The organism is Hafnia paralvei ATCC 29927 (assembly GCF_001655005.1).
Classification (GTDB): domain Bacteria; phylum Pseudomonadota; class Gammaproteobacteria; order Enterobacterales; family Enterobacteriaceae; genus Hafnia; species Hafnia paralvei.
On sequence record NZ_LXET01000045.1, the window covers coordinates 17,019 to 40,460 of the forward strand.

General features: G+C 49.5%; 25 protein-coding genes. 7 read left to right on the forward strand and 18 right to left on the reverse strand.

What is annotated here, in order from left to right; genetic code table 11:
* Positions 1-14 precede the first annotated feature (14 nt).
* Positions 15-584 (forward strand): hypothetical protein, encoded by a 570-nt coding sequence (locus tag M988_RS13535; protein ID WP_008812849.1) that lies wholly within the window; start codon positions 15-17, stop codon positions 582-584.
* Between the two features lie 121 nt (positions 585-705).
* Here M988_RS13535 and cysM read toward each other — a convergent pair whose 3' ends face one another.
* The 11 genes from cysM to M988_RS13590 all read right to left on the reverse strand — a co-directional run bounded on the left by cysM (position 706) and on the right by M988_RS13590 (position 12,125).
* Positions 706-1,587 (reverse strand): cysteine synthase CysM, encoded by an 882-nt coding sequence (gene cysM / locus M988_RS13540; RefSeq protein ID WP_064574565.1) that lies wholly within the window; start codon positions 1,585-1,587, stop codon positions 706-708.
* 120 nt (positions 1,588-1,707) lie between these two features.
* Entirely contained in the window at positions 1,708-2,802 is a 1,095-nt protein-coding gene (cysA, locus tag M988_RS13545) for a sulfate/thiosulfate ABC transporter ATP-binding protein CysA (protein WP_008812847.1), read from the reverse strand.
* Positions 2,799-3,677, reverse strand: coding sequence for a sulfate/thiosulfate ABC transporter permease CysW (gene cysW / locus M988_RS13550; RefSeq protein ID WP_008812846.1), 879 nt, complete (start codon positions 3,675-3,677; stop codon positions 2,799-2,801). The genes cysA and cysW overlap by 4 nt, the downstream gene beginning before the upstream one ends.
* Positions 3,677-4,516 (reverse strand): sulfate/thiosulfate ABC transporter permease CysT, encoded by an 840-nt coding sequence (cysT, locus tag M988_RS13555; protein WP_004096198.1) that lies wholly within the window; start codon positions 4,514-4,516, stop codon positions 3,677-3,679. Before cysT ends, cysW begins: the two co-directional genes overlap by 1 nt.
* Positions 4,516-5,520, reverse strand: coding sequence for a sulfate ABC transporter substrate-binding protein (locus tag M988_RS13560; protein WP_064574567.1), 1,005 nt, complete (start codon positions 5,518-5,520; stop codon positions 4,516-4,518). The genes cysT and M988_RS13560 overlap by 1 nt, the downstream gene beginning before the upstream one ends.
* 217 nt (positions 5,521-5,737) lie before the next feature.
* Positions 5,738-5,941 (reverse strand): hypothetical protein, encoded by a 204-nt coding sequence (locus M988_RS13565; RefSeq protein WP_064574569.1) that lies wholly within the window; start codon positions 5,939-5,941, stop codon positions 5,738-5,740.
* 152 nt (positions 5,942-6,093) lie between these two features.
* Positions 6,094-6,993, reverse strand: a complete 900-nt coding sequence (locus tag M988_RS13570) for a Dyp-type peroxidase (RefSeq protein ID WP_039189500.1) — start codon at positions 6,991-6,993, stop codon at positions 6,094-6,096.
* Positions 6,994-7,244: 251 nt separating this feature from the next.
* Positions 7,245-7,829: an RpoE-regulated lipoprotein gene (locus M988_RS13575; protein ID WP_008812843.1), complete on the reverse strand. Its 585-nt coding sequence runs from the start codon at positions 7,827-7,829 to the stop codon at positions 7,245-7,247.
* A gap of 124 nt (positions 7,830-7,953) precedes the next feature.
* Entirely contained in the window at positions 7,954-8,403 is a 450-nt protein-coding gene (locus M988_RS13580; protein ID WP_008812842.1) for a DUF2919 domain-containing protein, read from the reverse strand.
* Positions 8,404-8,480: 77 nt separating this feature from the next.
* Entirely contained in the window at positions 8,481-8,906 is a 426-nt protein-coding gene (locus tag M988_RS13585) for a GNAT family acetyltransferase (protein WP_004096212.1), read from the reverse strand.
* 72 nt (positions 8,907-8,978) lie between these two features.
* Positions 8,979-12,125 (reverse strand): beta-galactosidase, encoded by a 3,147-nt coding sequence (locus tag M988_RS13590; protein ID WP_064574573.1) that lies wholly within the window; start codon positions 12,123-12,125, stop codon positions 8,979-8,981.
* Positions 12,126-12,413: 288 nt separating this feature from the next.
* Between M988_RS13590 and amiA the strand changes: the two genes are divergently transcribed.
* The 3 genes from amiA to M988_RS13605 all read left to right on the forward strand — a co-directional run bounded on the left by amiA (position 12,414) and on the right by M988_RS13605 (position 14,781).
* Positions 12,414-13,286, forward strand: a complete 873-nt coding sequence (gene amiA, locus M988_RS13595) for an N-acetylmuramoyl-L-alanine amidase AmiA (protein ID WP_004096216.1) — start codon at positions 12,414-12,416, stop codon at positions 13,284-13,286.
* A gap of 122 nt (positions 13,287-13,408) precedes the next feature.
* Complete coding sequence (hemF, locus tag M988_RS13600; RefSeq protein WP_008812840.1) at positions 13,409-14,326, forward strand: oxygen-dependent coproporphyrinogen oxidase; 918 nt, start codon at positions 13,409-13,411, stop codon at positions 14,324-14,326.
* The gene (locus M988_RS13605) at positions 14,326-14,781 is read left to right on the forward strand and encodes a YaiI/YqxD family protein (protein WP_004096220.1); all 456 of its coding nucleotides are present in this window, start codon (positions 14,326-14,328) and stop codon (positions 14,779-14,781) included. The genes hemF and M988_RS13605 overlap by 1 nt, the downstream gene beginning before the upstream one ends.
* Positions 14,782-14,793: 12 nt before the next feature.
* On the opposite strand, the gene M988_RS13610 is transcribed toward M988_RS13605, so the two are convergent.
* The 6 genes from M988_RS13610 to M988_RS13635 form a co-directional block, all read right to left on the reverse strand.
* Positions 14,794-15,585: a phosphate/phosphite/phosphonate ABC transporter substrate-binding protein gene (locus M988_RS13610; RefSeq protein WP_064574575.1), complete on the reverse strand. Its 792-nt coding sequence runs from the start codon at positions 15,583-15,585 to the stop codon at positions 14,794-14,796.
* 3 nt (positions 15,586-15,588) lie between these two features.
* Positions 15,589-16,371, reverse strand: coding sequence for an ABC transporter permease (locus M988_RS13615; RefSeq protein WP_064574576.1), 783 nt, complete (start codon positions 16,369-16,371; stop codon positions 15,589-15,591).
* Complete coding sequence (locus tag M988_RS13620; RefSeq protein WP_064574578.1) at positions 16,371-17,306, reverse strand: ABC transporter ATP-binding protein; 936 nt, start codon at positions 17,304-17,306, stop codon at positions 16,371-16,373. Before M988_RS13620 ends, M988_RS13615 begins: the two co-directional genes overlap by 1 nt.
* The gene (locus tag M988_RS13625) at positions 17,303-18,484 is read right to left on the reverse strand and encodes an ABC transporter permease (protein WP_064574584.1); all 1,182 of its coding nucleotides are present in this window, start codon (positions 18,482-18,484) and stop codon (positions 17,303-17,305) included. Before M988_RS13625 ends, M988_RS13620 begins: the two co-directional genes overlap by 4 nt.
* A 63-nt stretch (positions 18,485-18,547) precedes the next feature.
* A complete protein-coding gene (gene osmF, locus M988_RS13630; protein ID WP_008812835.1) occupies positions 18,548-19,480 on the reverse strand; it encodes a glycine betaine ABC transporter substrate-binding protein OsmF in 933 nt (310 codons plus the stop codon).
* Positions 19,429-20,514 carry a fatty acid desaturase gene (locus M988_RS13635; protein ID WP_064574580.1) on the reverse strand — a complete coding sequence of 362 codons (1,086 nt, stop codon included), beginning with the start codon at positions 20,512-20,514 and terminating at the stop codon, positions 19,429-19,431. Before M988_RS13635 ends, osmF begins: the two co-directional genes overlap by 52 nt.
* Before the next feature lie 372 nt (positions 20,515-20,886).
* Here M988_RS13635 and yajD point away from each other — a divergent pair, with 372 nt between their 5' ends.
* Entirely contained in the window at positions 20,887-21,231 is a 345-nt protein-coding gene (yajD, locus tag M988_RS13640; RefSeq protein ID WP_004096236.1) for an HNH nuclease YajD, read from the forward strand.
* 162 nt (positions 21,232-21,393) lie between these two features.
* Here the strand turns inward: yajD and M988_RS13645 are convergent, their stop codons facing one another.
* Positions 21,394-21,984, reverse strand: coding sequence for a Yip1 family protein (locus M988_RS13645; protein ID WP_008812832.1), 591 nt, complete (start codon positions 21,982-21,984; stop codon positions 21,394-21,396).
* 267 nt (positions 21,985-22,251) lie between these two features.
* Between M988_RS13645 and nlpA the strand changes: the two genes are divergently transcribed.
* Together nlpA and M988_RS23420 are read left to right on the forward strand one after the other, a co-directional pair.
* A complete protein-coding gene (nlpA, locus tag M988_RS13650; protein WP_008812831.1) occupies positions 22,252-23,064 on the forward strand; it encodes a lipoprotein NlpA in 813 nt (270 codons plus the stop codon).
* 94 nt (positions 23,065-23,158) lie between these two features.
* Positions 23,159-23,242 carry a small membrane protein YohP gene (locus tag M988_RS23420; protein ID WP_087944350.1) on the forward strand — a complete coding sequence of 28 codons (84 nt, stop codon included), beginning with the start codon at positions 23,159-23,161 and terminating at the stop codon, positions 23,240-23,242.
* Positions 23,243-23,442 lie beyond the last annotated feature (200 nt).

Here is a 23,442-nt window from a genome sequence, read left to right on the forward strand (position 1 = left end):
ATGGAATACTAAAAATGATCAAAAAAACAATGCTAGCCGCACTCGTTCCAGCCATGCTGGTCATGGGCGGCTGTGATGACGCATCAAAAGAAAAGGCGGCTCCGGTAGCCGATCAGTCCAACGAACAGAGCGCAGCAACGCAACCAAACGCTAAGAAAGACCAAGAAACTAATGATGTAGATAAGAAACTAAAAGCAATACAAGATCAATCTACGCCAGAAAAAATTGAACAGTTCAATAAATTACAAGACAACGATACCCAGAAATTTCAACAAGCTGTTGTTTTGGAAATAAAGAAAAAACTGCCGCTCTTAGTAGACGAGGCGACGTTGATGTCTGATGTTTCAGCAGAAAACAATGCATTCACATACAAATACATAGTGAAAGGGATTCCAATCAACGTGATTGAAAGCCACGAATGGCAAGAAACGATGAAAAAGACCATAACCAGTAGTTACTGCTCTGACGACGCAAGGGTTACGGTATTTAGGAATTTATTTCCTGAAGGGGTCATTTACAACTACTACGTAAGCGAAAAATTAATATACACCTACAAAGCGCTTCCATCAGTGTGTGGCAAATAAATGTCTATCACACCTGAGGTAGCCTCCACCGGAATCTACCTCAGGACATTTCTATTCCCCTGATGCGTTGTATTATTCTCTGTAACCTTACTCAGGTTCATGTACTGGGTGCTTACATCCGTTAATCAAATACGCCAGTTGAGAGGTAACGATCGCCACGATCGCAAATAATCGCTACAACGACGCTTCCCGGAAACTCCTCAGCCACACGCAACGCCCCTGCAACAGCACCGCCAGAGCTCACTCCACAAAACAGTCCTTCCTCTCGTGCCAAACGCCGCATGGTCTCTTCCGCGAGCAACTGGGACATATCCAGCACCCGATCCACCAGATCAGGACGATAAATCCCCGGCAAATACGCCGGCGGCCAGCGACGGATACCGGGAATACTTGCCCCCTCTGACGGCTGTAAACCGACGATCTGAACCGTATCACTCTGTTGCTTTAAGAAACGCCCCACGCCGGTAATCGTCCCCGTCGTCCCCATACTAGAGACAAAGTGCGTAACCTTACCCTGCGTTTGCTGCCAAATCTCAGGCCCAGTGGTCGTGAAATGTGCCAAAGGATTATCGGCATTATTAAACTGATCCAAAATCAGCCCTTCGCCACGGTCGGCCATCTGCTGTGCGAGATCACGCGCACCTTCAATGCCCTGCTCGCGGCTAACTAAAATCAGCTCTGCGCCATAGGCGCGCATCGAAGCCTGACGCTCTTTACTCATGTTTTCTGGCATCAGCAATTTCATGCGATAACCTTTCATCGCGGCAATCATCGCCAACGCAATACCCGTATTACCGCTAGTTGCTTCAATCAAGGTATCGCCGGGTTTTATCTCACCACGCAGCTCAGCCTGCTGAATCATAGATAACGCCGCGCGATCCTTAACCGAGCCCGCTGGGTTATTTCCTTCCAGTTTAACCCAGACTTCACTCCCTAAGCCGCTAGCCATACGCTGTAGCTGCACCAAAGGCGTGTTTCCAATACAAGATTCCAGAGAACTCACGAGCGGTTACCTATTAAGCAAAAAGATGAAAAGTTTAGTGTAATGCAAAAGCGGAAATGTTGAAGAGGCACTCTCTAAATCCCCGCCCTCAGAGAAAAGAACGGGGAACGATCAACAAAATTAGGCACTTTTCGCCAAAGCTACAGGTTGCAAGGGCGTATCTCCCGCATACAAACGTGCGTTCAATCCACCAACAAAGTAGTGACCACCGCGTTTAGGAGCTTGTGTTCCGTTACCTTCCAACATCACTACGCTGATCGGCTCTGGATGCCAGCCCTGAGGCTGAACAGTGAGCTGCCAGTAATGCCCACGCGGACTCACTTCCAACACCTGAACTGGAAGCGGGCAACGGGCGTTGGCCTGTAGGCTCACTTCCATCTCCCAAGGGCGTAGGAACATATCCACTTTACCCTGATGCAGCGGAGAGAAAGCCAGCGGCCAATGATGCTCGCCAATATAAATGTGTGAACCACGAATTTCGCCATCCACCTTATTCACCTCTCCCAAAAACTCCAGCACAAAGCGGCTAGCAGGCTCGCGCCAGACGTCATCAGGAGTACCAATTTGTTCAATATTGCCCTGACTCATCACCACAATTTGATCGGCAACTTCCATTGCCTCTTCCTGATCATGAGTCACGAAAACGCTAGTGAATTTTAATTCTTCATGTAGCTGACGCAGCCAACGACGTAGCTCTTTACGCACCTGTGCGTCCAAAGCGCCAAACGGCTCATCTAACAATAAAATCTCTGGCTCTACGGCCAACGCGCGTGCCAGAGCGACGCGCTGTTTCTGTCCACCCGATAGCTGGGAAGGAAAACGGTCAGCCAAATGTGCCAACTGAACCATTTCAAGCAACTGTTCGACTTTCTGCTTAATCGCCGCTGTCGATGGACGCTCGCGGCGCGGTAGTACGGTTAAGCCAAAGGCCACATTGTCAAAAACGCTCATGTGGCGAAACAGGGCGTAGTGCTGAAAAACAAACCCTACGCGGCGATCGCGCGCATGCAGGCGGCTAACATCATGGCCATTGAAACTTAGCTGCCCGCCACTCTGCCCTTCTAGTCCTGCGATAATACGCAGTAACGTCGTTTTACCTGAGCCGGACGGGCCAAGCAGAGCCACCATCTGGCCAGACGGAATGGTCAGTGAAATATCGTTCAGGACTTTGGTACGGCCAAAGTACTTGTTGACCTGTTTAATCTCAATGCTCATTTCGCGCCCTCCCGCTCGGCGTGAACCACTTGGCGGTTCAATCGCCACTGCAGCATATTTTTCAAAAACAACGTGACTATTGCCATCAAGGTCAGAAGCGCTGCGGCGGTAAATGCGCCGGCGGTATTGTAATCCTGATGCAACAACTCAACCTGTAACGGCAGCGTATAGGTTTCACCACGAATAGAGCCAGAAACCACCGACACCGCACCAAATTCTCCAATCGCTCGTGCATTGGTTAGCACCACGCCATACAGCAATGCCCAGCGAATATTCGGCAGCGTTACGCGACGAAACATCTGCCAACCAGAAGCCCCGAGTAACACGGCAGCCTCATCTTCATGGCTTCCTTGGCTCATCATCACCGGCACCAATTCTCGGACCACAAATGGACAAGTCACAAACACCGTGACCATCACCATGCCCGGCCACGAGAACATCAATTGGATATCATGCGCATCCAACCATCCGCCCAGAGGACCATTCGAACCATAGAACAGCAGATACAACAGTCCCGCCACCACGGGCGAAACGGCAAAAGGAATATCAATCAGGGTGAGCAACAACTGGCGCCCAGGAAACACAAAGCGCGTACACAGCCACGCCAACAAGGTACCGAAGATCAGGTTAACCGGTACCGTAATCAGCGCCACCAGCACCGTGAGCCATATGGCATGCAGCATGTCTGGATCGCTAAGATTCTTCCACACCACGCCCGCGCCTTCAGAAAATGCGATGGCAAAAATTGAAATCATCGGCACCAACAACAGCAATACGGAAAGCAACACACCGCTGCCAATCAGAAACCATTTCAACCAATCCGTTTTCGGCCGGAGTTGCTGGGCATTGCCCTGCCATGCAGATAAATCAGCCATTAATGCCCCCCAATACGCTTGCCGAAACGGCTCTGTAACGTGTTGATGCTAAATAACAGCAGCAGTGACGCCGCTAAGATAACCGAGGCAATGGCGCTAGCCGCGGGATAATCAAACTCCTGCAGACGAATAAAGATCATCAGCGAAGTCACTTCCGTCTTCCAGGCAATGTTGCCTGCAATAAAAATAACCGCGCCAAACTCACCCAAGCTGCGCGTGAACGAAAGCGCTGTTCCGGCTAATAGCGCCGGGGCAACTTCAGGAAATACCACTTTACGGAAACTCTGCCAACGCGAGGCACCCAGCGTCTGCGCCGCCTCTTCGTACTCAGGACCGAGTTCTTCTAATACAGGCTGAACCGTGCGTACCACAAAGGGAATGCTCGTAAATGCCATCGCCACGGCAATGCCCAACCACGTAAAGGCCACTTTGATATCAATCAGCGCCAGCCACTGCCCATACCAACCCGTAGTCGAAAACAGCCCCGCCAGGGTTAGCCCCGCCACCGCGGTCGGCAACGCAAATGGCAAATCCATCAGACCATCCAACAGCGTTTTTCCGGGGAATTCGTAACGCGTCAGGATCCACGCCATCAGCATGCCAAACACGGCGTTGAACACGCTGGCTACCCCCGCCGCCAGCAGCGTCACTTTATAAGCGGCGACCACCTGCGGATTAGTAATCACGTCCCAATACTGCTGCCATGTCATCTGTGCCAGTTGCATGACCAGCGCACTTAACGGCAGCAACAAAATCAGACAGGTATACAGCAGGCTACTGCCCAGACTCAGGGTAAAGCCGGGCAACACCCTTTTCGGCGCAGCGCGAGACAGCAACATTATCGATGTCCTTCCGCTAACAGCTGATCCAACTCTCCGCCCGTAGCGAAGTGCGTTGTCATCACCTGCGGCCAACTCCCGAACTGCTCTTCAACGCGGAACAGTTTGGTTTCAGGGAACTGCTCTTTTGCTGCAGCCATCGCCTGCTTGTCATAAACACGATAGTTAAAGCTGGTGATGATCTTCTGCGCCTCTGGCGAATAGAGGTAATTCAAATAAGCTTTAGCCGCTTTTTCTGTCCCATTCCGTTCGACGTTTTTATCCACCCATGCCACAGGAAACTCCGCCAGAATATCAACCGGAGGAACAATCACTTCGTAACCCGCATCGCCATATTGCTTCTGAATATTTTTCACTTCCGACTCAAAGCTGATCAACACATCGCCCAGATTACGTTCCACGAATGTGGTGGTCGCACCGCGACCGCCGGTATCAAATACCTCAACGTTACCGAGGAAACGCTTCATCCATTCGCGACTTTTAGCTTGATCGCCACCGTCTTGAAGATTCGCCGCTCCCCAAGCCGCCAGATAGGTATAACGACCGTTACCCGAGGTTTTAGGATTTGGAAAAATCAGTTTCACATCGCTACGGACCAAATCATTCCAGCCGTGGATCTGTTTTGGGTTTCCTTTGCGAACTAAAAACGCCATGGTGGAGTAAAACGGTGAGCTATTGTTTGGCAGACGGGCTTGCCAATCTGCGGGAATAAGGTTGCCGCGATCGTGCAGAATCTGCACATCCGTTACCTGATTGTAGGTCACGACGTCGGCACGCAGCCCCTGTAAAATCGCCAATGCCTGTTTGGAAGAACCCGCATGAGACTGTTTGATCGTCAGCGCCGGATTCCCCTCTTTCTGCCACTGGGTTTCGAAAGCCGGGTTAAGCGCGGCGAAAAGCTCGCGAGAAACATCATAAGAACTGTTCAACAGTTCAGCCGCCGACGCGCTACCAGAAATCAGCAGCGTTGCCAGTGTCCATCCTTTGAGCTTGTTCAGTTTCATCGTTCACCTTCAGTCAGTCTGTGAAAACGACAACTCATGTCGTCTTTATGACTGTTAGTGTATTTATAACTGGAGGCTAACCTGTAACGGTTTTATATATCGTTTAGGACTCAGAAAGCATCAAACGCTATAAGGGGAAGTGTTGGATAGATACAGCGATAACGTTTGCAACCACATGATATTTTTTCCGCGGTTGCAAACGTTGTTAGGGGAGCAGCTAATTCGCGTAAGTATCTGTCGTTTCAGGAAAATAATGACTCAAAAACTTAATCGATTTCACTCTGTCTTTTTGATCAACACAAAATGACAGGCGCTGATCAAAATAAAAGTAGCCAAAGCACTGGTCGCTGATTTGTTCGTATCCCGTACCATATCGCCGTACTACTTCAGCCACATCATCGCCAACACCAATCGCCAGCAACCAGCGGTTCTCCGGTATAGGCTGTTGCGTTAGGTGAATCGATGAATTCGCGCAGACTTGACGATTTCATCCACTCTGGTATCCAATCCTTTGAATTCTAACGTTCAACATACCCCGAACATCATGTCCGAGATATGTTGAGAATAGTACCACTACAGCGACATTAAACGTTCCAAAGATGGCGCAAAGTAGTAGCTACCGGTAACCGCTTTACTGAAGCGCAATAGCTGATCGCGTTTGCCGTCCAAATCACCAAACATGCTCAACAGCTGTTTCTCAATATTGTGCAAGCGGCCACAATAAGCGACAAACATCAGACCATGAGCACCACTTGCTGTGCCATAAGGCAGACTTTGGCGCAGAATTTTCAGCCCTTTCCCCTCTTCGCTCAGGTCAACGCGGCTGACGTGTGAAGTCTCTGGGCGAGATTCTGGGTCTAGCTCTTCGCTATCATGCTTGGTGCGTCCGATAATTTGCTCTTGCTGCTCGGTGCTGAAACGGCCCCATTGCTTGAGGTTATGTTCCCAACGCTGAACAAACACGTAGCTCCCCCCCGCATCAGCGTCATCATTGCCAACCACACCAACGATTGGACGTTGCTCGTCTTTCGGATTTTCAGTGCCGTCAATGAAACCGCTCAGATCACGCTCTTCAACCCAGCGAAAACCATGAATTTCTTCTTCAACCTTAATGGTATTGCCGAACGCAGCTAGCGCTGCCTGAGCCAACGAGAAATTGATATCATGACGCAAAGATTGGATATGGATAAACAGATCGCGCTGAGTTGCAGGTGCTAGCCCCTTACCCAACGGCGTGAACGGTTTTAAATCTGGAGCGCCTACACCGGCGGAAATGTCGCGCCATACGTCGTTACCAAACGCGATAACGGCTCCCAAACGATCCTGTGGGTACTGTTTTTGCAGCGCTTGCAGACTATTTACGAAGGTTTTGCATCCCTGACGCACCGCATCAAGATCGCCTTGCACCAAGGCTTCAATGAAAATACCAAAACGACAATGCTCTAATAAAATACCGCTTTGTGGCTGTGACATTAAAACGTCATCTCCCTTTTTGACTGGTTGCCGCGCTCGCAGACGCGATTTAATTGCGCGTAGTTTACGTGATGCGTGAAGTGTTGCCTTGCTAAAAAACAAGAATTGGAAACAAAAAAGAGGCCATTGAAAAGAGTGAAAACCGGCTTTCAAAGTGAAAGCCGGTTGATTGACGCCGATACACCAAAACTTGCCGCTGCACGAAAGCGGCAAATTTGCCTATTCCTAGCAACACACTTAAGTGGGGTTAGTTAGATTGCATTAGCATGCCAAACAATCTGGCTAATTTTCCAATCTTTCAACGTATCGTCAGACGGCATTAAACCTTCTGGGCCGCGCCATTCGCCGCTAAACAAATAGCTGACGTGGCGACTCTCTTTGGAAACACATTCGACATCGTTGGCATTATCGCCCTGACCTTTCTGACATACACCGTACGCTTTTTCATACAAATCACTAAACGGTGTACCGATTTTCACGCCCCACGCGGTTTTGATTGCATCACTCTCAACATTCACGCGCTTCACTTTGCCGTTATCATCGCCGCTAATCGTCATCACCACGGTGTCACCATCAAGCGCCTGATAAAACGATGTGACGGTGCCATTACGCGTTCCCATTCCAGAACGCAGACGATAATTATCGTCCAGAGCCTTATTAATCGCAGCCTCATTCAACGGCGTCGACGCATTAATGCCGGCAATCCCCATATCGCTCACTTCAACTGAGCTACCAAACCAGTTCAGCGGCGACATGCTTGACCATGACAGATTACTCATCGTAGAGCAGCCCGTTAATAGCAACGGAACTACCAGCAACAGAGGGCGAAAATTCATGCAAATGCTCCTTGGGATCGGGCGGCGATTAGCCCCCGAAAAAGTTTATCTGGCAGGTTGGAGTTCGCCTGAGAGAAAAAGTGCCGAAACTTTTCAATTTATTCAGCAAAACTCTACATCAAAACTACTCGCTTACGTTGAAGCTATCAATCAAACGCGAGTTGAACAGCAGATAAGCTAACGCAATCAGATCCAGCAACAAGATAGCCAATGACAGCAGGGTCACATCACCACCGTCTGTCCAGAAAGGCACCGCTTGCAACCCCATTTGAACTAAGGTTGTCGCGATCAATACCCAACGCCACACTTTCCAAATACCTTTCCATAAATGGCGGCGGCCGCTCAGTAAAAAACCCAGCGCGGCGGGAAGCCCTGCCAGCATTCCACTCCAGAAGAGTCCCCGGTCAGGATAAAACAGCGTCAGCAAATCCGCTCCCTGTTGACGCGAAGAACCCGCGATAACAAACAGAAACCAGGTTTTAGCCTGTAAGACAAGCACTAGCCAAAACGCCCACGGCAAACTCAGCATGCCGTGGTTGTTAAAATCGTCAGGGGAGTAGCTACGATGAGACATAAAAAACTCGCGGGAATATCGCCATTACCGGCTCGTTATCGGTTAAAACACCCAATAACGAGCCAACAGCGAAAAATTTAATACTCGTGATCTTCGATTAGCCTTTTACTCATGCACAGCGTGTCCTGAGTCTCATAGTCGAGCTTCTCATACATGCCGATCACGGCGTCATTCTCTTCACCGACTAAGATTTGGATCTTCGGGCAACCGCGCGCGATAAGCTTTTTCTCAAGACGGCTAATTAACGCATTTGCGATGCCACGGCCACGAAAATCAGGATGAACGCCCAGATAATACGCCGTACCGCGATGGCCGTCATAGCCGCCCATGACAGTACCAACCACTTCACCGCCAACTTCTGCCACCAAAAACAGATCGGCGTCGTGATTCAACTTACGCTCGATATCTGTCTCGGGATCGTTCCATGGGCGCAACAGGTCGCAACGCTCCCACAGCGTAGTAACTTCTTCAAAATCAGCTTGTTTAAAAACGCGGATTTCCATGATTCTGACCGTAATTATTTGTATTAATACTTAATTATCGCCGGAATCCTTCGATACGCAACGAAAAAGTTATCATGCTGTTTCTATGGGCTTCTCTGAACACATCTGCCAGATCAGCGAATACGCATAATGCGTGGCGCTTAACAAAAATTCAGGGCTCACGCTAGGGCTCCACGAATCATCGCCGCCAACCCCCATATGGAAGCCATCAATGTTGACCCAAACCCCCTGTTCTTCGCGCAGTAAATGATGATGCGAGGTTTCAGTCAATTGTTGCTGGCTATAGCGACTAAGTCCAAAGTGAAAATTACCCTGCCACGCCCAGTCTGCAAAATTGAGCTGGCGTGTATAACAGCGTAATCCGTTTTCAGTCGGGAAAATATACGGCGTATGCAGCTCAGAAAGCGGTAGCGTCCAACGCCCATGCTGAGCGGAAAGCAGACGATCAGGGTAATTTTCGTGGGGGCCTAATCCCAACCACGAGGCATATTCCGCCACGTCGGTTAACTGGCAGCTCAACCCAATACGCGCAGGGGCAGGGATCCCATATGTGACATCAACGTTCACATCAATATGTAGCCGACCCTGTCGGTCAATCAAATAGGTCTTACGGCTAATAAATAGTGGGCGACGTTGATAGGTATAAACATGGGTAGTGCAGATTTGCACGCCGCGAGAAATCAAATCAGCCTCGCATTGCTGTAGATGTGTCTCCAGCGCATACATCCCCGCCTTCTTCCAGCGTTCGACCCAAGCATTAGGATCGATACGTGTCACCTCACTTACACCGATATCATTATCCAAGGGTGCTCGTGTGAAGTTGTCGCAAAGCGGAGTCAGTAAAGAAGCATGCTCATGCCGCCACCATTGTTCAAGCAGCCCCGTCTGCCGACTAAATTGCCAGCGTTGGCTACCCCACTCAATGCTGAATAAATCATCGAACGTATTCAGCGTGGGCAATTCATCCTGAGCATCGCTGACATCTTCTGAATGATCAGCAGGCAACGCTTGTGGCCGCGCTACACGCCATTGCTCCCAAGCACAACGATGATTCGCCTCAGACCAGGTAGTCCTTTTGATTTGACGAATCTCCACATTTAACCACAGCTCGCCATCGCCACAGCGGCTCAGCTCAGGTATCTCTCCCAGAACAATGTGCTGCGACCCTTGCGGCGGTAATAAAATCTCAATGTCCCCCTGCGCAATAAGTTTTCCATCTAAAGCGAGATTCCAGCAAAGTCGCTCGTTGTCGCTGCTACGAAAGAGATACTCGCTGTTCACTTCTATCGTTAACGGATGCTGGCTAAGTAAATGGAACTGGAAAAACTGCTGCGCACGCTGGGCTTCATAAAGCGCGGGATGAGGCGTGCGATCGGGGAAAACTAAACCATTCATGCAGAATTGGCGATCGTTAGGCCTATCGCCAAAATCGCCCCCGTAAGCCCAATGCGGTTCGCCGTTTTCATCTTTTTGGCTCAACGCCTGATCGACCCAATCCCAAACAAAACCGCCCTGTAAGCGCGGATGTTTACGAAACGCTTGCCAATAACGATCAAAGCCACCAAAGCTATTGCCCATTGCATGGGCGTATTCACACAAGATCAACGGTCGCGCTTCATCTGGCATGCCAATCCATTTTTTAATCGACCATTTTGGCACAGTAGGATGCGGCTGATCTTGCTCTACGCGTGCATACATTGGGCACAGAATATCCGTGGCGGCGGTATTAGCGCCCCCTCCCTCATACTGAACCGGACGCGTTGGATCGTTGGTTTTAATCCAGCGATAAAGCGCATCATGGTTACAACCATGACCGGATTCATTTCCCAACGACCAGATAATGATACAAGGATGGTTACGGTCACGTTGCACCATGCGAGTCACTCGCTCGCTCATCGCATTAAACCACACAGGATCGTCGCTCAGACGATTCATCGGCACCATGCCATGTGTTTCAATATTGGCCTCATCCACCACGTATAAACCATATTGATCACACAGTTGATACCATCGCGGATGATTTGGATAATGCGAACAGCGTACCGCATTAAAATTATGCTGTTTCATCAGCATAATATCGCGGCGCATGGTTTCCTCATCCATCGCCTGCCCGTTTTCTGGATGATGTTCATGGCGGTTAGTGCCACGGATCAGCAACGGTTTTCCATTCAGCTTTAGCTGACCGTGACTGATTTCCACCTGCCGGAACCCAACGTCATAAGCCTCAACGTCAACCATCTTGCCCTGTTCATCCAGCAATGAAATGACCGCACGATAAAGATGAGGCTCTTCAGCACTCCACAGCAGCGGTTTATCCACCTGCAAACGTAGCGTAGTGCGATCGTCATATGCGCCACGCTCATCAATCGTTTCGCTGCAAATAGCCTGTTTCCGCTCTGCCACAAGCTTGTGCCCTCGCCATAACGCAACGCGTGCGCAATAGCCCCCAGCGGATTGATTGACATGGATCTGAGCTTCTAATTCAGCGCAATGAAATCCCGCAGCCAAATGGGTACGCAGCTGGATATCATGGAGATGAACACGTGGCTTATGCAGCAAAGTCACATCGCGGAATATACCGCTCATGCGCCACATATCCTGATCTTCCAAGTAACTGCCATCGCTCCAACGTAGCACCATCACGGCGATTCGATTTTTGCCTTTGCGAAGAGCGTGGCTGAGGTCAAATTCGGCTGGTAATCGGCTGTCCTGAGAATAGCCAATCCATTCGCCGTTACACCAAAGATAAAAAGCAGAGTTCACGCCATCAAAAATAATACGGGTTTGCCCTCCCTGCTCTAGCCACTCATCGTCCACGCTAAAGCTAAGTGAATAACATCCAGTCGGATTTTCTTTAGGTACAAAAGGAGGGTTTACGGGAAAGGGATAAGTCACGTTGGTATAAATCGGCGCGTCATAGCCTGCCATTTGCCAATTAGAAGGCACCTGTAGTTCATCAGCATTATCTAGGTCATGCTGCAACCATGCTTCAGGTACTCGCTCTGGCTGGCTAAAATAGCTAAATGCCCAAGCCCCGTTTAATGAAATCAGTTGGTCTGAAGCCTGGCCATCGCGAGCCTCTTGCTCGCTGCGCCAACTGCAAAAAGGCGGATGTGCCGCTAAACGACGATATTGAGTACAAGCAGGATTTTCCCAATCACGACGGAAAAGCACAGCGGACAACGAGCTAAAAGAATTATCAATTTGAACAGATGTCATTATTGAGGTCCTATTAACGATCAATATCATTAACTATCAATACCGCGTAAGTCACCAACATGAATAACAAACGAATGGCTGTAAAGCAGTAAAGATCGGTTAACCGACTGGCTTAACAAAGTCCGTGACATCTGGGCATATCAAACACAGCACAAATTCGCTAACGCTTTGTCATGCTTGATAATAAAAGAAACAAATCGAAATAGTAATCAACTCGATTATTACACTCCCCCCACGCTACTATTCATCACCTGTTTTATCATTAATGGCTAATGAAACATTCATCACATGAAGAATTTCTCACATTTCCGCCTGTTACCTAAATATACGTCTCGTCGCCAGTTTCTGCTGTCTGGATTAGCAGCAATAGCGCTGACAGGAAGTAAAATCGGGGATGCGTCTGCCAACAGCACTGCACTGACCGCAAAACCGGTGAGAAAAGAACCCGGTGCACGCAAGGTGATCATGCTTGATCCCGGTCATGGGGGCATTGACCCTGGAGCAGTGGGGCATCAGGGGGCGAAAGAGAAACATGTGGTGTTGGAAATTGCGCACTATATTCGCGATTACCTGCACAAAAACAGTAACATTGACGTTAAAATGACGCGTGAAGATGATTTCTTTATCCCACTTTATAAACGGGTAGAAATCGCCCACCAGCATCAGGCGGATCTGTTTGTCTCGATTCATGCCGATGGATTCACCAGCCCTACCGCGTCTGGCGCCTCAGTATTTGCGCTATCCAACCGCGGTGCGAGCAGCACAATGGCAAAATATCTCTCTCAGCGTGAAAACGACGCTGACAAAGTTGCGGGAGCCAAATACGCGGACGAAGATAACAACTATCTACAGCAGGTGTTATTCGATCTGGTACAAACCGACACCATCAAAAATAGCCTAACGCTAGGACGTCATCTGCTAGATCACATCAAACCGGTACACCATCTGCACAGCCAACACACCGAACAGGCCGCTTTTGCGGTTCTGAAATCCCCCTCTATTCCATCAGTGTTGGTGGAAACGTCATTTATTACCAATCATCAAGAAGAACAGTTGCTAACGTCAGTTGCATTCCGCCAGAAAATCTCACAGGCCATCGCCACGGGTATCGTAAAATATCTGGATTATTTCGACGCTCACGAACGCCGCCGCCCAAGCTAATACAGAAAGTTAATCCCACAAGAAAGCGATGTTTTCCGCTATACTGTTGCCCTTATTTGCATCACGAGATGCACTTTTCGCAATATTTTTGCCAATCAATGTAGCTGTGAGCGGAAAACGTCATGAGCAAGCCTTCTTCAGCGCAGGTGAAAGCTTTTTTGCTAAACCTGCAGGACTCCCTGTGCCAACAGATTGCCGCAGCCGATGGTCAATCCACATTTCGTGAAGACAATTGGCAGCGTGAGGCTGGCGGCGGTGGTCGCAGTCGCGTGCTCACTCAGGGCGCCGTTTTTGAACAGGCCGGCGTTAATTTCTCGCACGTTACCGGTGGACAACTCCCCGCTTCCGCCACGGCTCATCGCCCTGAACTCGCGGGTCGTAGCTTCGAAGCCATGGGTGTATCACTGGTCATTCATCCACAAAATCCTTACGTACCCACCAGCCACGCCAACGTGCGTTTCTTTATCGCTGAAAAAGAAGGCGAGGAACCGGTTTGGTGGTTTGGCGGTGGCTTTGACCTCACGCCGTTTTATCCGTTTAAAGACGATGTGCTGCATTGGCACCGCACCGCGCGCAATCTGTGCCTGCCTTTTGGTGAAGATGTTTACCCGCGCTATAAAAAATGGTGTGACGAATATTTCTACATCAAGCACCGTCAGGAGTCTCGCGGCGTAGGGGGGCTGTTCTTTGACGATTTAAATACGCCAGACTTTGATCACTGCTTCGCTTTCATGCAAGCAGTGGGCGCTGGTTTTAGCGACGCCTATTTACCTATCGTCGCCAAACGCAAAGATATGCCATTCAGCGATCGTGAACGTCAATTTCAGTTATATCGCCGTGGGCGCTACGTTGAATTTAATCTGGTCTGGGATCGCGGAACACTATTTGGTTTGCAAACCGGTGGTCGAACTGAGTCGATTCTCATGTCGATGCCGCCGTTGGTTCGCTGGGAGTATGACTTCCACCCCGAACCGGACTCACCGGAAGCCGCACTGGAGCGTGATTTTTTACCCGTGCAAGACTGGCTGGGAGAAGAATAATGTCAGAAGCCAAACAAATCTGGGTCGATGCTGACGCCTGCCCTAACGTTATCAAAGAAGTGCTGTTTCGTGCCGCCGATCGCGTGGGCATTTTTGTCACGCTGGTTGCCAACCAAACGATCCGAACTCCGCCTTCGCGCTTTATTCGAAGCCTACGCGTCGAGGCGGGTTTTGACGTCGCCGATAACGAAATTGTGCGCCGCGTTAATCCCGGTGACTTAGTTATCACCGCCGATATTCCTTTAGCCGCCGAGGTATTGGAGAAAGGAGGCGTCGCGCTTAACCCTCGTGGGGAGCTTTACACCGAGGCCAATATCAAAGAACGCCTCAACATGCGTGATTTCATGGATACAATGCGTTCCAGCGGTATCCAAACCGGGGGGCCCGCCGCACTGCACCAGCGCGATCGACAAGAATTTGCTAACCAGCTCGATCGCTGGCTGCAAAAACGCTAATCAGCGTACGCATTACAGCCGCGTGACACCTAGCGCGGCTGCTCTTAATTTCATCTCGGTACAACGCTGATATTCACTCGCCGCTATGGTGCTAAACCCGCCAATAAATAGACGCGAGCGCACCGCAGACATAGACGGATCCGCTACCATCTTTTTTAGCGCATGACGTAAACGGAGCAAACGTGCGTCATCTCCTGCTGCAGTGATCAGCGGCAGCGCAGGTGCCGCCGGCGTTTCTCCGATAATTTTTAACCCATTCATGCATTGCGGGTCGGCCTTTTGCAATAATGCCAGCGTCACGCAATCAATAGCCGCAATATCCGCATCACCTTGCCTGATCGCCAATAGAGAAGCACGGTGTGAACCGGTCTGTAAGGTATTGGCAAAAAAACGTCCACGACTCGCCAATGGGGCAATTACCGAGCGCAGCGCGTTATAGCCTGACTGGGAGTCCTCGCTGTTATAGGCGGCTTTGCGACCATAAAAAGCGCTAATATCCGCGCCAGCATCCTTCTTTCTGGCAACTAAAAAGCTACGGTAATCATTGCCTTCACAACCCGGAACCCGATAGCGAAACACGCCAACGACTGCGACGTTTTGCTGGAGCGCCTCCTGTAACGGGTAACCGCAAGTCTGGCTGAGTAATAAATCCGGCTGTTGCCAATGGTCATAAAGATCGTCAGGCCAGCACAAAGCCGCGGGCAAATTCGTTTCCCCTTCCTGCGCTAACCAACGGGATAAGCCTTGCCATAACAACTCAACATCCGCTCGATTCACCGCATACATCGGCAACGATACCCGCATGTTTTATGATCCTTCTATGAATAGTGCCCCACTGCGCCAGCGCGTGAGATAACTCACCCAACGCTCGAAGACCGCATCGGTAATCATTGCCAATAAGGCGACAAGCAACGCGCCCTGAATCACGTAAGCCGTATTAAACCCGCTTAGCCCTATAATAATAGGTGAGCCCAGCGTTTTTACCCCAACCGTTGAGGCAATCGCCGCCGTACCAATATTAATGATGACCGACGTGCGCACGCCCGCCAAAATCACAGGTGCCGCTAAGGGGATCTCCGCTCGCCATAATATCTGCCAGCGACTCATACCTGCGCCGCGAGCAGTTTCACGGACTGCTGCGGGAACGGATTCAATGCCGCTGATCGTCCCCTGTAAAATCGGCAGTAGACCATACAATACCAGCGCGATCACCGCAGGCTCGGGGCTGAACCCCATTAGCGGCACCGCCACCGCCAGCACAGCGACCGGTGGAAATGTTTGTCCGACAGCGGTGACGGTTTCCACCAACGAACGGAACTCACGCCCACCGCGATGCGTAACTAATAACCCCGCGCTCACTCCCAACACCACGGCAATCAAACTTGAGATCCCCACCAGCGTAACGTGTGCGATAGTCAGCGACCAAAAGCTATCTTGCTGATAAACAGGCCGTGTCAGATCAGGGAATAACGCACTAAACAGCCTTCCCATATGAGGCATACCGCTATTTAAACCGATTAGCAGCAGTACTCCCCAAAGCAGAGGATCTCGGTACCAGCGCCATGTGAACGAAGGACGTTTTTCTGACATTACGCCTCCGCTTTTTTGACGAGATCGGAAAAGTAGAGAACGCCAACGGGTTGCCCTGCTTCATCGATCACCGGTAGACGATCGACCTGTCGATAGATGAACAGCGACATGGCATCGCGCAAATTGATATCGCTGCGGATCGGCTCCCCCTGTAAAATCTCACCGCGCCGCACGCGAGAAGCCACCACGTCCAGACCTAAAAGCTTAATCCCGACGTCGCTATGACCAAAAAACTGACGCACAAAGTCATTGACAGGATGGTTGAGCAATTCCTGCGGCGTGCCCTGCTGTATAACTTTTCCCGCATCCATCAATACAATGCGGTCGGCCAGACTCAATGCTTCATCGATATCATGCGTCACCAGAACGATCGTGCGTCCCAGCAAAGTGTGAATACGCGCAATCTCTTGCTGAAGCGTGGTTCGCGTCACTGGGTCCAATGCACCGAAAGGCTCATCCATCAGCAATACTTCAGGGTCAGCCGCCAGTGCGCGAGCGACACCAACCCGCTGCTGCTGACCACCGGAGAGCTGGTGCGGATAACGATGACGAAACTCTGCGACATCAAGACTGAGCATCTCCATCAGCTCGGTCACCCGCTCGCGGATACGTGCCGTAGGCCATTTCAACAGCTGAGGTACGGTGGCAATATTCTGTTCAACCGTCCAATGGGGAAATAAGCCAATGGATTGAATCGCATACCCCATGCGTCTCCTCAATGCCTCTGGCTCAAAGCTGCTGATATTTTGCCCAGCAAAAGTCAGCTCACCGCTATCGTGATCGATGAGGCGGTTGATCATCTTCAGTGTGGTCGATTTTCCAGAACCCGACGTGCCAATCAGCACGGTGAATTCCCCCTCTGCGATATGCAAAGAGAGATCCTCCACCGCCGGACGTCCAGCAAAAGACTTGTTAACATGTTTAAAATGAATCATTGTCGCGCCGCTTCAATTCGAGAAACCAAAAATTTAAATAGGGTATCAACCGTCACTGCCATCACGACGACCGGAATAACGCCGAGCAGCACTAAATCCAGCGCGCTGCTGAGCAATCCCTGAAAGACTATTGCGCCGAAACCACCCGCACCGATCAGCGCCGCAATCACCGCCATGCCTACCGTTTGAACCGCCACGATACGCGCTCCGCTCAATACCACCGGCAACGCTAATGGAAGCTCGACTTTGCGTAAAATTTGCGCTCGCGTCATTCCTACTCCGCGCGCAGCCTCGATAACCGGTGACGGCACTTGTTCCAACCCCGCGACCACGCTGCGCACCAGCGGCAGTAACGCATACAGCACCAAAGCAATCAGCGCTGGGGCAACGCCAATACCGCTAATGCCCAGTTCGCCTAACCATGGCCATGCCTGCGCTAACCCCGCTAATGGCGCAATCAGTAAACCAAACAGGGCGATAGAAGGAATGGTCTGAATAATATTCAGAACAGAAAACATCGGTTTTCTCCATGACTCCCGCCTAGCCGCTAATATTCCCAGCGGGATGCCTATGATCAAAGCGAATGACAGCGTGCTCAATAGCAGAGCCAAATGCTGACCAAGAGCCTGATTAAACACATCATCGCGGTTGGCATACTCCTTCATCAAAGAGAGCGTATCGAGCGCACCGCTGAGCAGCAAAATAGGCACAGGTGCGAGGATCAACAACGCCGCTAGAATACGTAGCCCGCTGCTTTTGGTGAGTCGGCTGACGGCATCTGCTCCACATAGCAGAGCCAAAGCGCCAATGAGCCAAAATGCACCGCCCAAAGAAACGCGCACTAAGCTATCTTCATCACCCGCTAAAAGATGGGACTGCCAAGCAATCAACAGCATTAACCCAGCAAACAGCGCACCGCTGATCAAATAAATCAGCCACAGTGAGCTTCGGTTTTGCGGGCAAAAACACAGAAGGAATAACACAGGAAACGGCAGAATCAATATCCATGCGTAACCATGAATAATCTCTCCCAGCGGTACACCGCTACCAGACACCAAACGGTTTGCAGCCTGAGTGAGCAGCGGCATTTGCCATAAAGCCAGCATCATCAGCAGCCAGAGTGTGAGAACAACTCTGTTTTTTACCAAAACAAGATTCCCTATAGTTTTATCTCTCATCATCAGAGAGTGAGGCAAAGCAAATATCTCCCGCCGTTAAACGGGAGATGAGAGATAGTTAACTCAAGACTTAACAAAACCCTTATCTTTCAGATATTTTGCAGCGACTTTTTTCGCATCTTGACCATCAACCGCAATTTTGGCATTCAATTTTTGCAGAGTTGGTCCATCCAGAGATTCAAACACGGGCTTCAGCACAGTAGCAATTTCAGGATGAGCTTTCAGCGTCGCTTCGCGCACGATTGGCGTTGGTGCATAAATAGGCTGCACGCCTTTAGGATCGCTCAAGGTTTTCAAACCCAGCGCGGCCACTGGTCCGTCGGTGCCATACGCCATTGCACCATTCACGCCCGATGTTTGTTCTGCCGCAGCCTTAATCGTCACCGCTGTATCACCGCCCGCCAAGGACAACAGCTGATCTTGATCCAGTTTGAAGCCATAGGCGTTTTCAAACGCAGGCAGCGCATCTGGGCGTTCGATAAACTCAGCGGAAGCCGCCAGTTTAAATTTACCGCCCTGTTTTAACCATTTCCCCAAATCTTCTAACGATTCCAAATGGTTTTGCTGTGCGATATCGTTGCGCACCGCGATACTCCATGTATTGTTAGCCGGAGCGGGCGTAAGCCACACGATCTGGTTTTTCGCCAAATCCAACTGCTTCACTTTGTCATACCCCTGCTGCGCATTTTTCCATGCTGGATCATTTTCATCGGCAAAGAAGAAAGCGCCGTTACCGGTATATTCTGGATAGATATCAATTTCACCGGCGGTAATTGCGCCGCGCAGCACTTTAGTCGTACCAAGCTGGGTTTTATTCACCGTTTTGATCCCGTTGGCATCCAGCGTTTGCACAATGAGGTTGCCAAGTAAGGAACCCTCAGTGTCAATCTTAGAGCCCACGGTGACCGCATCCGCGGCCTGTGCAGCGCAGATAGAAGCCCCCATCAACGCCAAAGATGCCAGAATCTTGCGTCCCATAGATAAATTTCCTGCCATAACGGTTCCTCATCATTATTATTGCGGTCGCCAGAGCCTAGGTGCTCCGGTGACTCATCGCGGGTCAAAGCCATTAACGGATGTTGCGTGACATTTATCGAACGCCATGCATATTGCCGCCACCACTGTGAATATCCCTGAACCACAAATCCCTGATTCCTTTGCCGATACTCCATGCGATAAGCCAAATAGACCTTGCGCAATCCATACCACGGCAAGCTGGGTAAATCATGGTGCACAATGTGGTAATTCAAATTTAAAAACAGCAGCCGCCACGGCCACGCCGCCTCATTAATAATAGAACGGGCTGAGGGATCGTCCACCGCTCGGTGTTCGTAAAACGAGCGAACCATCGCCAAACCTAAGGCCGGATAGCTAATCGCCAGTAGATACCACCACGCTGACATCCCCGCCAACTGTACGATCCACAGAATCAAACCGAGTAATGACAAATGGGTCAGCCACATGGCAATTTTTTTGCTCTCGCCCTGCATAATATCGCCGAGTTCCCCCTTAACCAACGCACCAATCCCCAGTGCAGGTCCAATAATCATGCGGCCAAAAAAGGTATTCCGCAGCCAAATCACCCTACGCCACATTGCCGATGAATTCTTCCATCGACACTCACTGAAATAGTACGATTCAGGATCTTCCAACGGATGAGTCAGCGACGCATCGCGGTGATGGGCCAGATGCGAATCACGATAAATGCCAAAGGGATACCAGACCGCCAGCGGCATTAATCCTAAGAGCTGATTAACACGTGGCCAACGGGTAGGATGACCGTGGATGAGCTCGTGCTGAAGCGACATATACCAACAGGCTAACAACACCAACAGCGGCGTCCCTAGCCATTTCCCCAGTTGTTCCCAGTGGTAAACCACCAACGCCCAGCCAGCATATATGGCAATCAGGACACACCATGTTGGGAGCTCACTGCGCCAGACCCACTGGCGTTTCCACGCACCAATACGGCTTTGCTGCTCGGCATGTAAGTAATGTGATGACCGCATACCGCGAATTGCTTTTTTCATCAATGAGTCACTCCCTAAATCAGGTGAGGCTCAGTATTTCTGAAATCTATAATTCCATTAAATACTTAATAATTTATTTTTATTACTTAAATGAATATAAACCACAACAGAAAAGTGACTTGAATGTTACAAAATGGTTAGAGCAGAGGGCGTCGGCAGGGTATAATCGCCGCAATCGTATTGAGGAGAAGAATCATGCTGAAAAAAGCAATTATCGCCGGAATGGCATTGCTGACTTTGGGCGGCGTCGGCGGCGTTATTCTGGCCGGGATTATTATCTATGTTCGTTCATAAATCAGGCAAAGATTGGAGTGCGATGTAAATTCACCTAATATAGGTGAATATTCCCCAGTCTTGTTAAGGTCTGTCCTCATGGCAATCATCCCTAAGAACTACGCCCGTCTAGAAACTGGCTATCGTGAAAAAGCACTTAAAATTTATCCATGGGTGTGTGGCCGCTGTTCACGCGAGTTTGTGTACTCAAACCTGCGCGAGCTCACCGTACATCATATCGATCACGACCACACCAATAACCCAGAAGACGGCAGCAATTGGGAACTATTGTGCTTGTACTGCCACGATCATGAACATTCGAAATATACCGAAGCCGACCAGTATGGTTCCACCGTGATTGCGGGTGAAGATGCGCAGAAAGACGTCGGCGAAGCCACCTATAACCCGTTTGCCGATCTCAAAGCGATGCTGAATAAGAAATAGTGCGCCTATTTTTCCGCAAATAATTCGAGTGGCGGAACAAAAAAGCGTGAGCCTTTTTGACCAGCGTAATGGCGTGAAAAAGGCGCTGAAGGTAAACTCCAGCGCCTGCTAGGTTATAATCAACAAAACGTTTTCACTTCTACTGCGTTGAACACCGCAGGGCTAGAAAATATGCGAACCATAGCCCCACATGATAACGGTAATCCCCAATAGTAACTCGAGTACCAACACACCGATTGCGAAGGTCGATCCAGAGAAAATAAAACCTTGATCTTCAGTGATACCGAGAAAATTCGGAATACCGCGATACAACAAATAACCGCTATAACATACCCCCACGATAACCGCGAGCATGCACAGCCATACCATCGGATAGATTGATACGATACTGCTTAGAAACATGGGCGTACCGACATAGCCCGCAAACACGATACAACGATTTAAACTCGGGCAGTTTTCATATTCCCGAGCCATCCAGCGAATGACCATACCAACAAAACCCACCGCGGCTAGCATTAGCCCGTAAAATACAACGGCAATGGCTAATGCCGTCATCGGCAACACTTTAAAAACGCGATCACCGCCGAAATCCCAGCCAAACTGGGTAGTACCAATAAAAGAGCAGACAACAGGAATAGCAGCCATCAGCAGCACATGGTGAGTATAGATATGCGATACCGACTCATTTTCCTGCCGTATTTGCCGGAACTCCTGTGCCGGATGCGATAACAGTCCCCAAACATGGTTACTCATGACACACCCCCTGACGTCTGATGCGGGATAAACGTTTATCAACATTTTTCCCTCACTTTCAGTATAGAACGCTTACATAAAAACAAAGGTAAATAGCAAATCTTTTATAGTCTCAAAAAGTTTTTATTAATGCTATTTAGTTATAACATTGAATAAATAGATTGTTGTTTTTAGTCTAGGTTAGACTCACATTATAAGACCGCCTATACGCGGATAAACATTTAATAAATTAGTATTATTTTCGCTTATTTTATAAGGATGGTTAATATGAAATTTCGTTTATCGGCCATATTACTGGCGACTGCGCTAGGAGCGTTGTTTCTGACCGGTTGCGATAACAAAGCTGACCAAGCAAATCATATAAAAGTCGGCGTGATTAACGGTGCCGAGCAAGATGTGGCTGAAGTTGCGCAGAAAGTGGCGAAAGAGAAATACGGATTAGACGTTGAGCTCGTGGGGTTCAGTGGTTCTCTGCTGCCTAACGATGCCACCGATAAAGGTGAGCTGGATGCTAACGTATTCCAACACCGACCTTATCTTGCTGAACAGAATAAGGCACATGGTTATAAATTAGTGGCCGTAGGCAATACCTTTGTTTTCCCAATGGCGGGTTACTCCGACAAAATCAAAAATGTTTCAGAGTTAAAAAAAGGCGACACTATTGCAATCCCCAATGACCCGACCAATTTAGGCCGCGCATTACTGTTATTACAAAAAGAAAAGCTGATAACGGTTAATCAGGATAAAGGCTTACTGCCAACATCCATTGATATCACCTCTAATCCGTTAAATCTGAACATTATGGAGCTAGAAGGTGCACAGCTCCCGCACGTATTAAAAGACCCGAAAGTCACCGTGGCTATTATCAGCACTACCTATCTGCAACAGACAGGGTTATCACCGGTGAAAGACAGTGTATTTATTGAGGATAAGGAATCTCCTTATGTAAACATTATTGTCACTCGAGAAGATAATAAAGATGCCGCTAACGTACGCGATTTTGTTAAGTCTTATGAATCACCGGAAGTTGCTGCCGCGGCTGAGAAAATCTTTAACGGTGGCGCGGTTCAGGGCTGGTAATAACCGATAACCCGCACATTTGCTTATCTTTATCTATACTCATATGACTAGCGCCCATTACGGGCGTTTTTTATCAGCAAATAAGGAGCAGCAAATGAAAATATTATTATGGGTTATTGCGATTATATTTATTGTGGGGCTGCTGACGATTACTGGGGTGTTTAAGTTAATTTTCTAAGGGGTTTTAACTTCGGCGGCTTATATGCCGCCTAGATTTTCTGTGCTTGAACGGTTAAAGGTTTTGTATGCATGAGTTTGTGGAGTAGGTTTTGTATGCATAAGTTTGTAGCGTAGGTTTCGTATGCATAAGTTTATGAAGTAGATTTCGTACGCCTAATGCACCGAAACCGACATGAACTCCGTGCAGGCGTCCGAGTC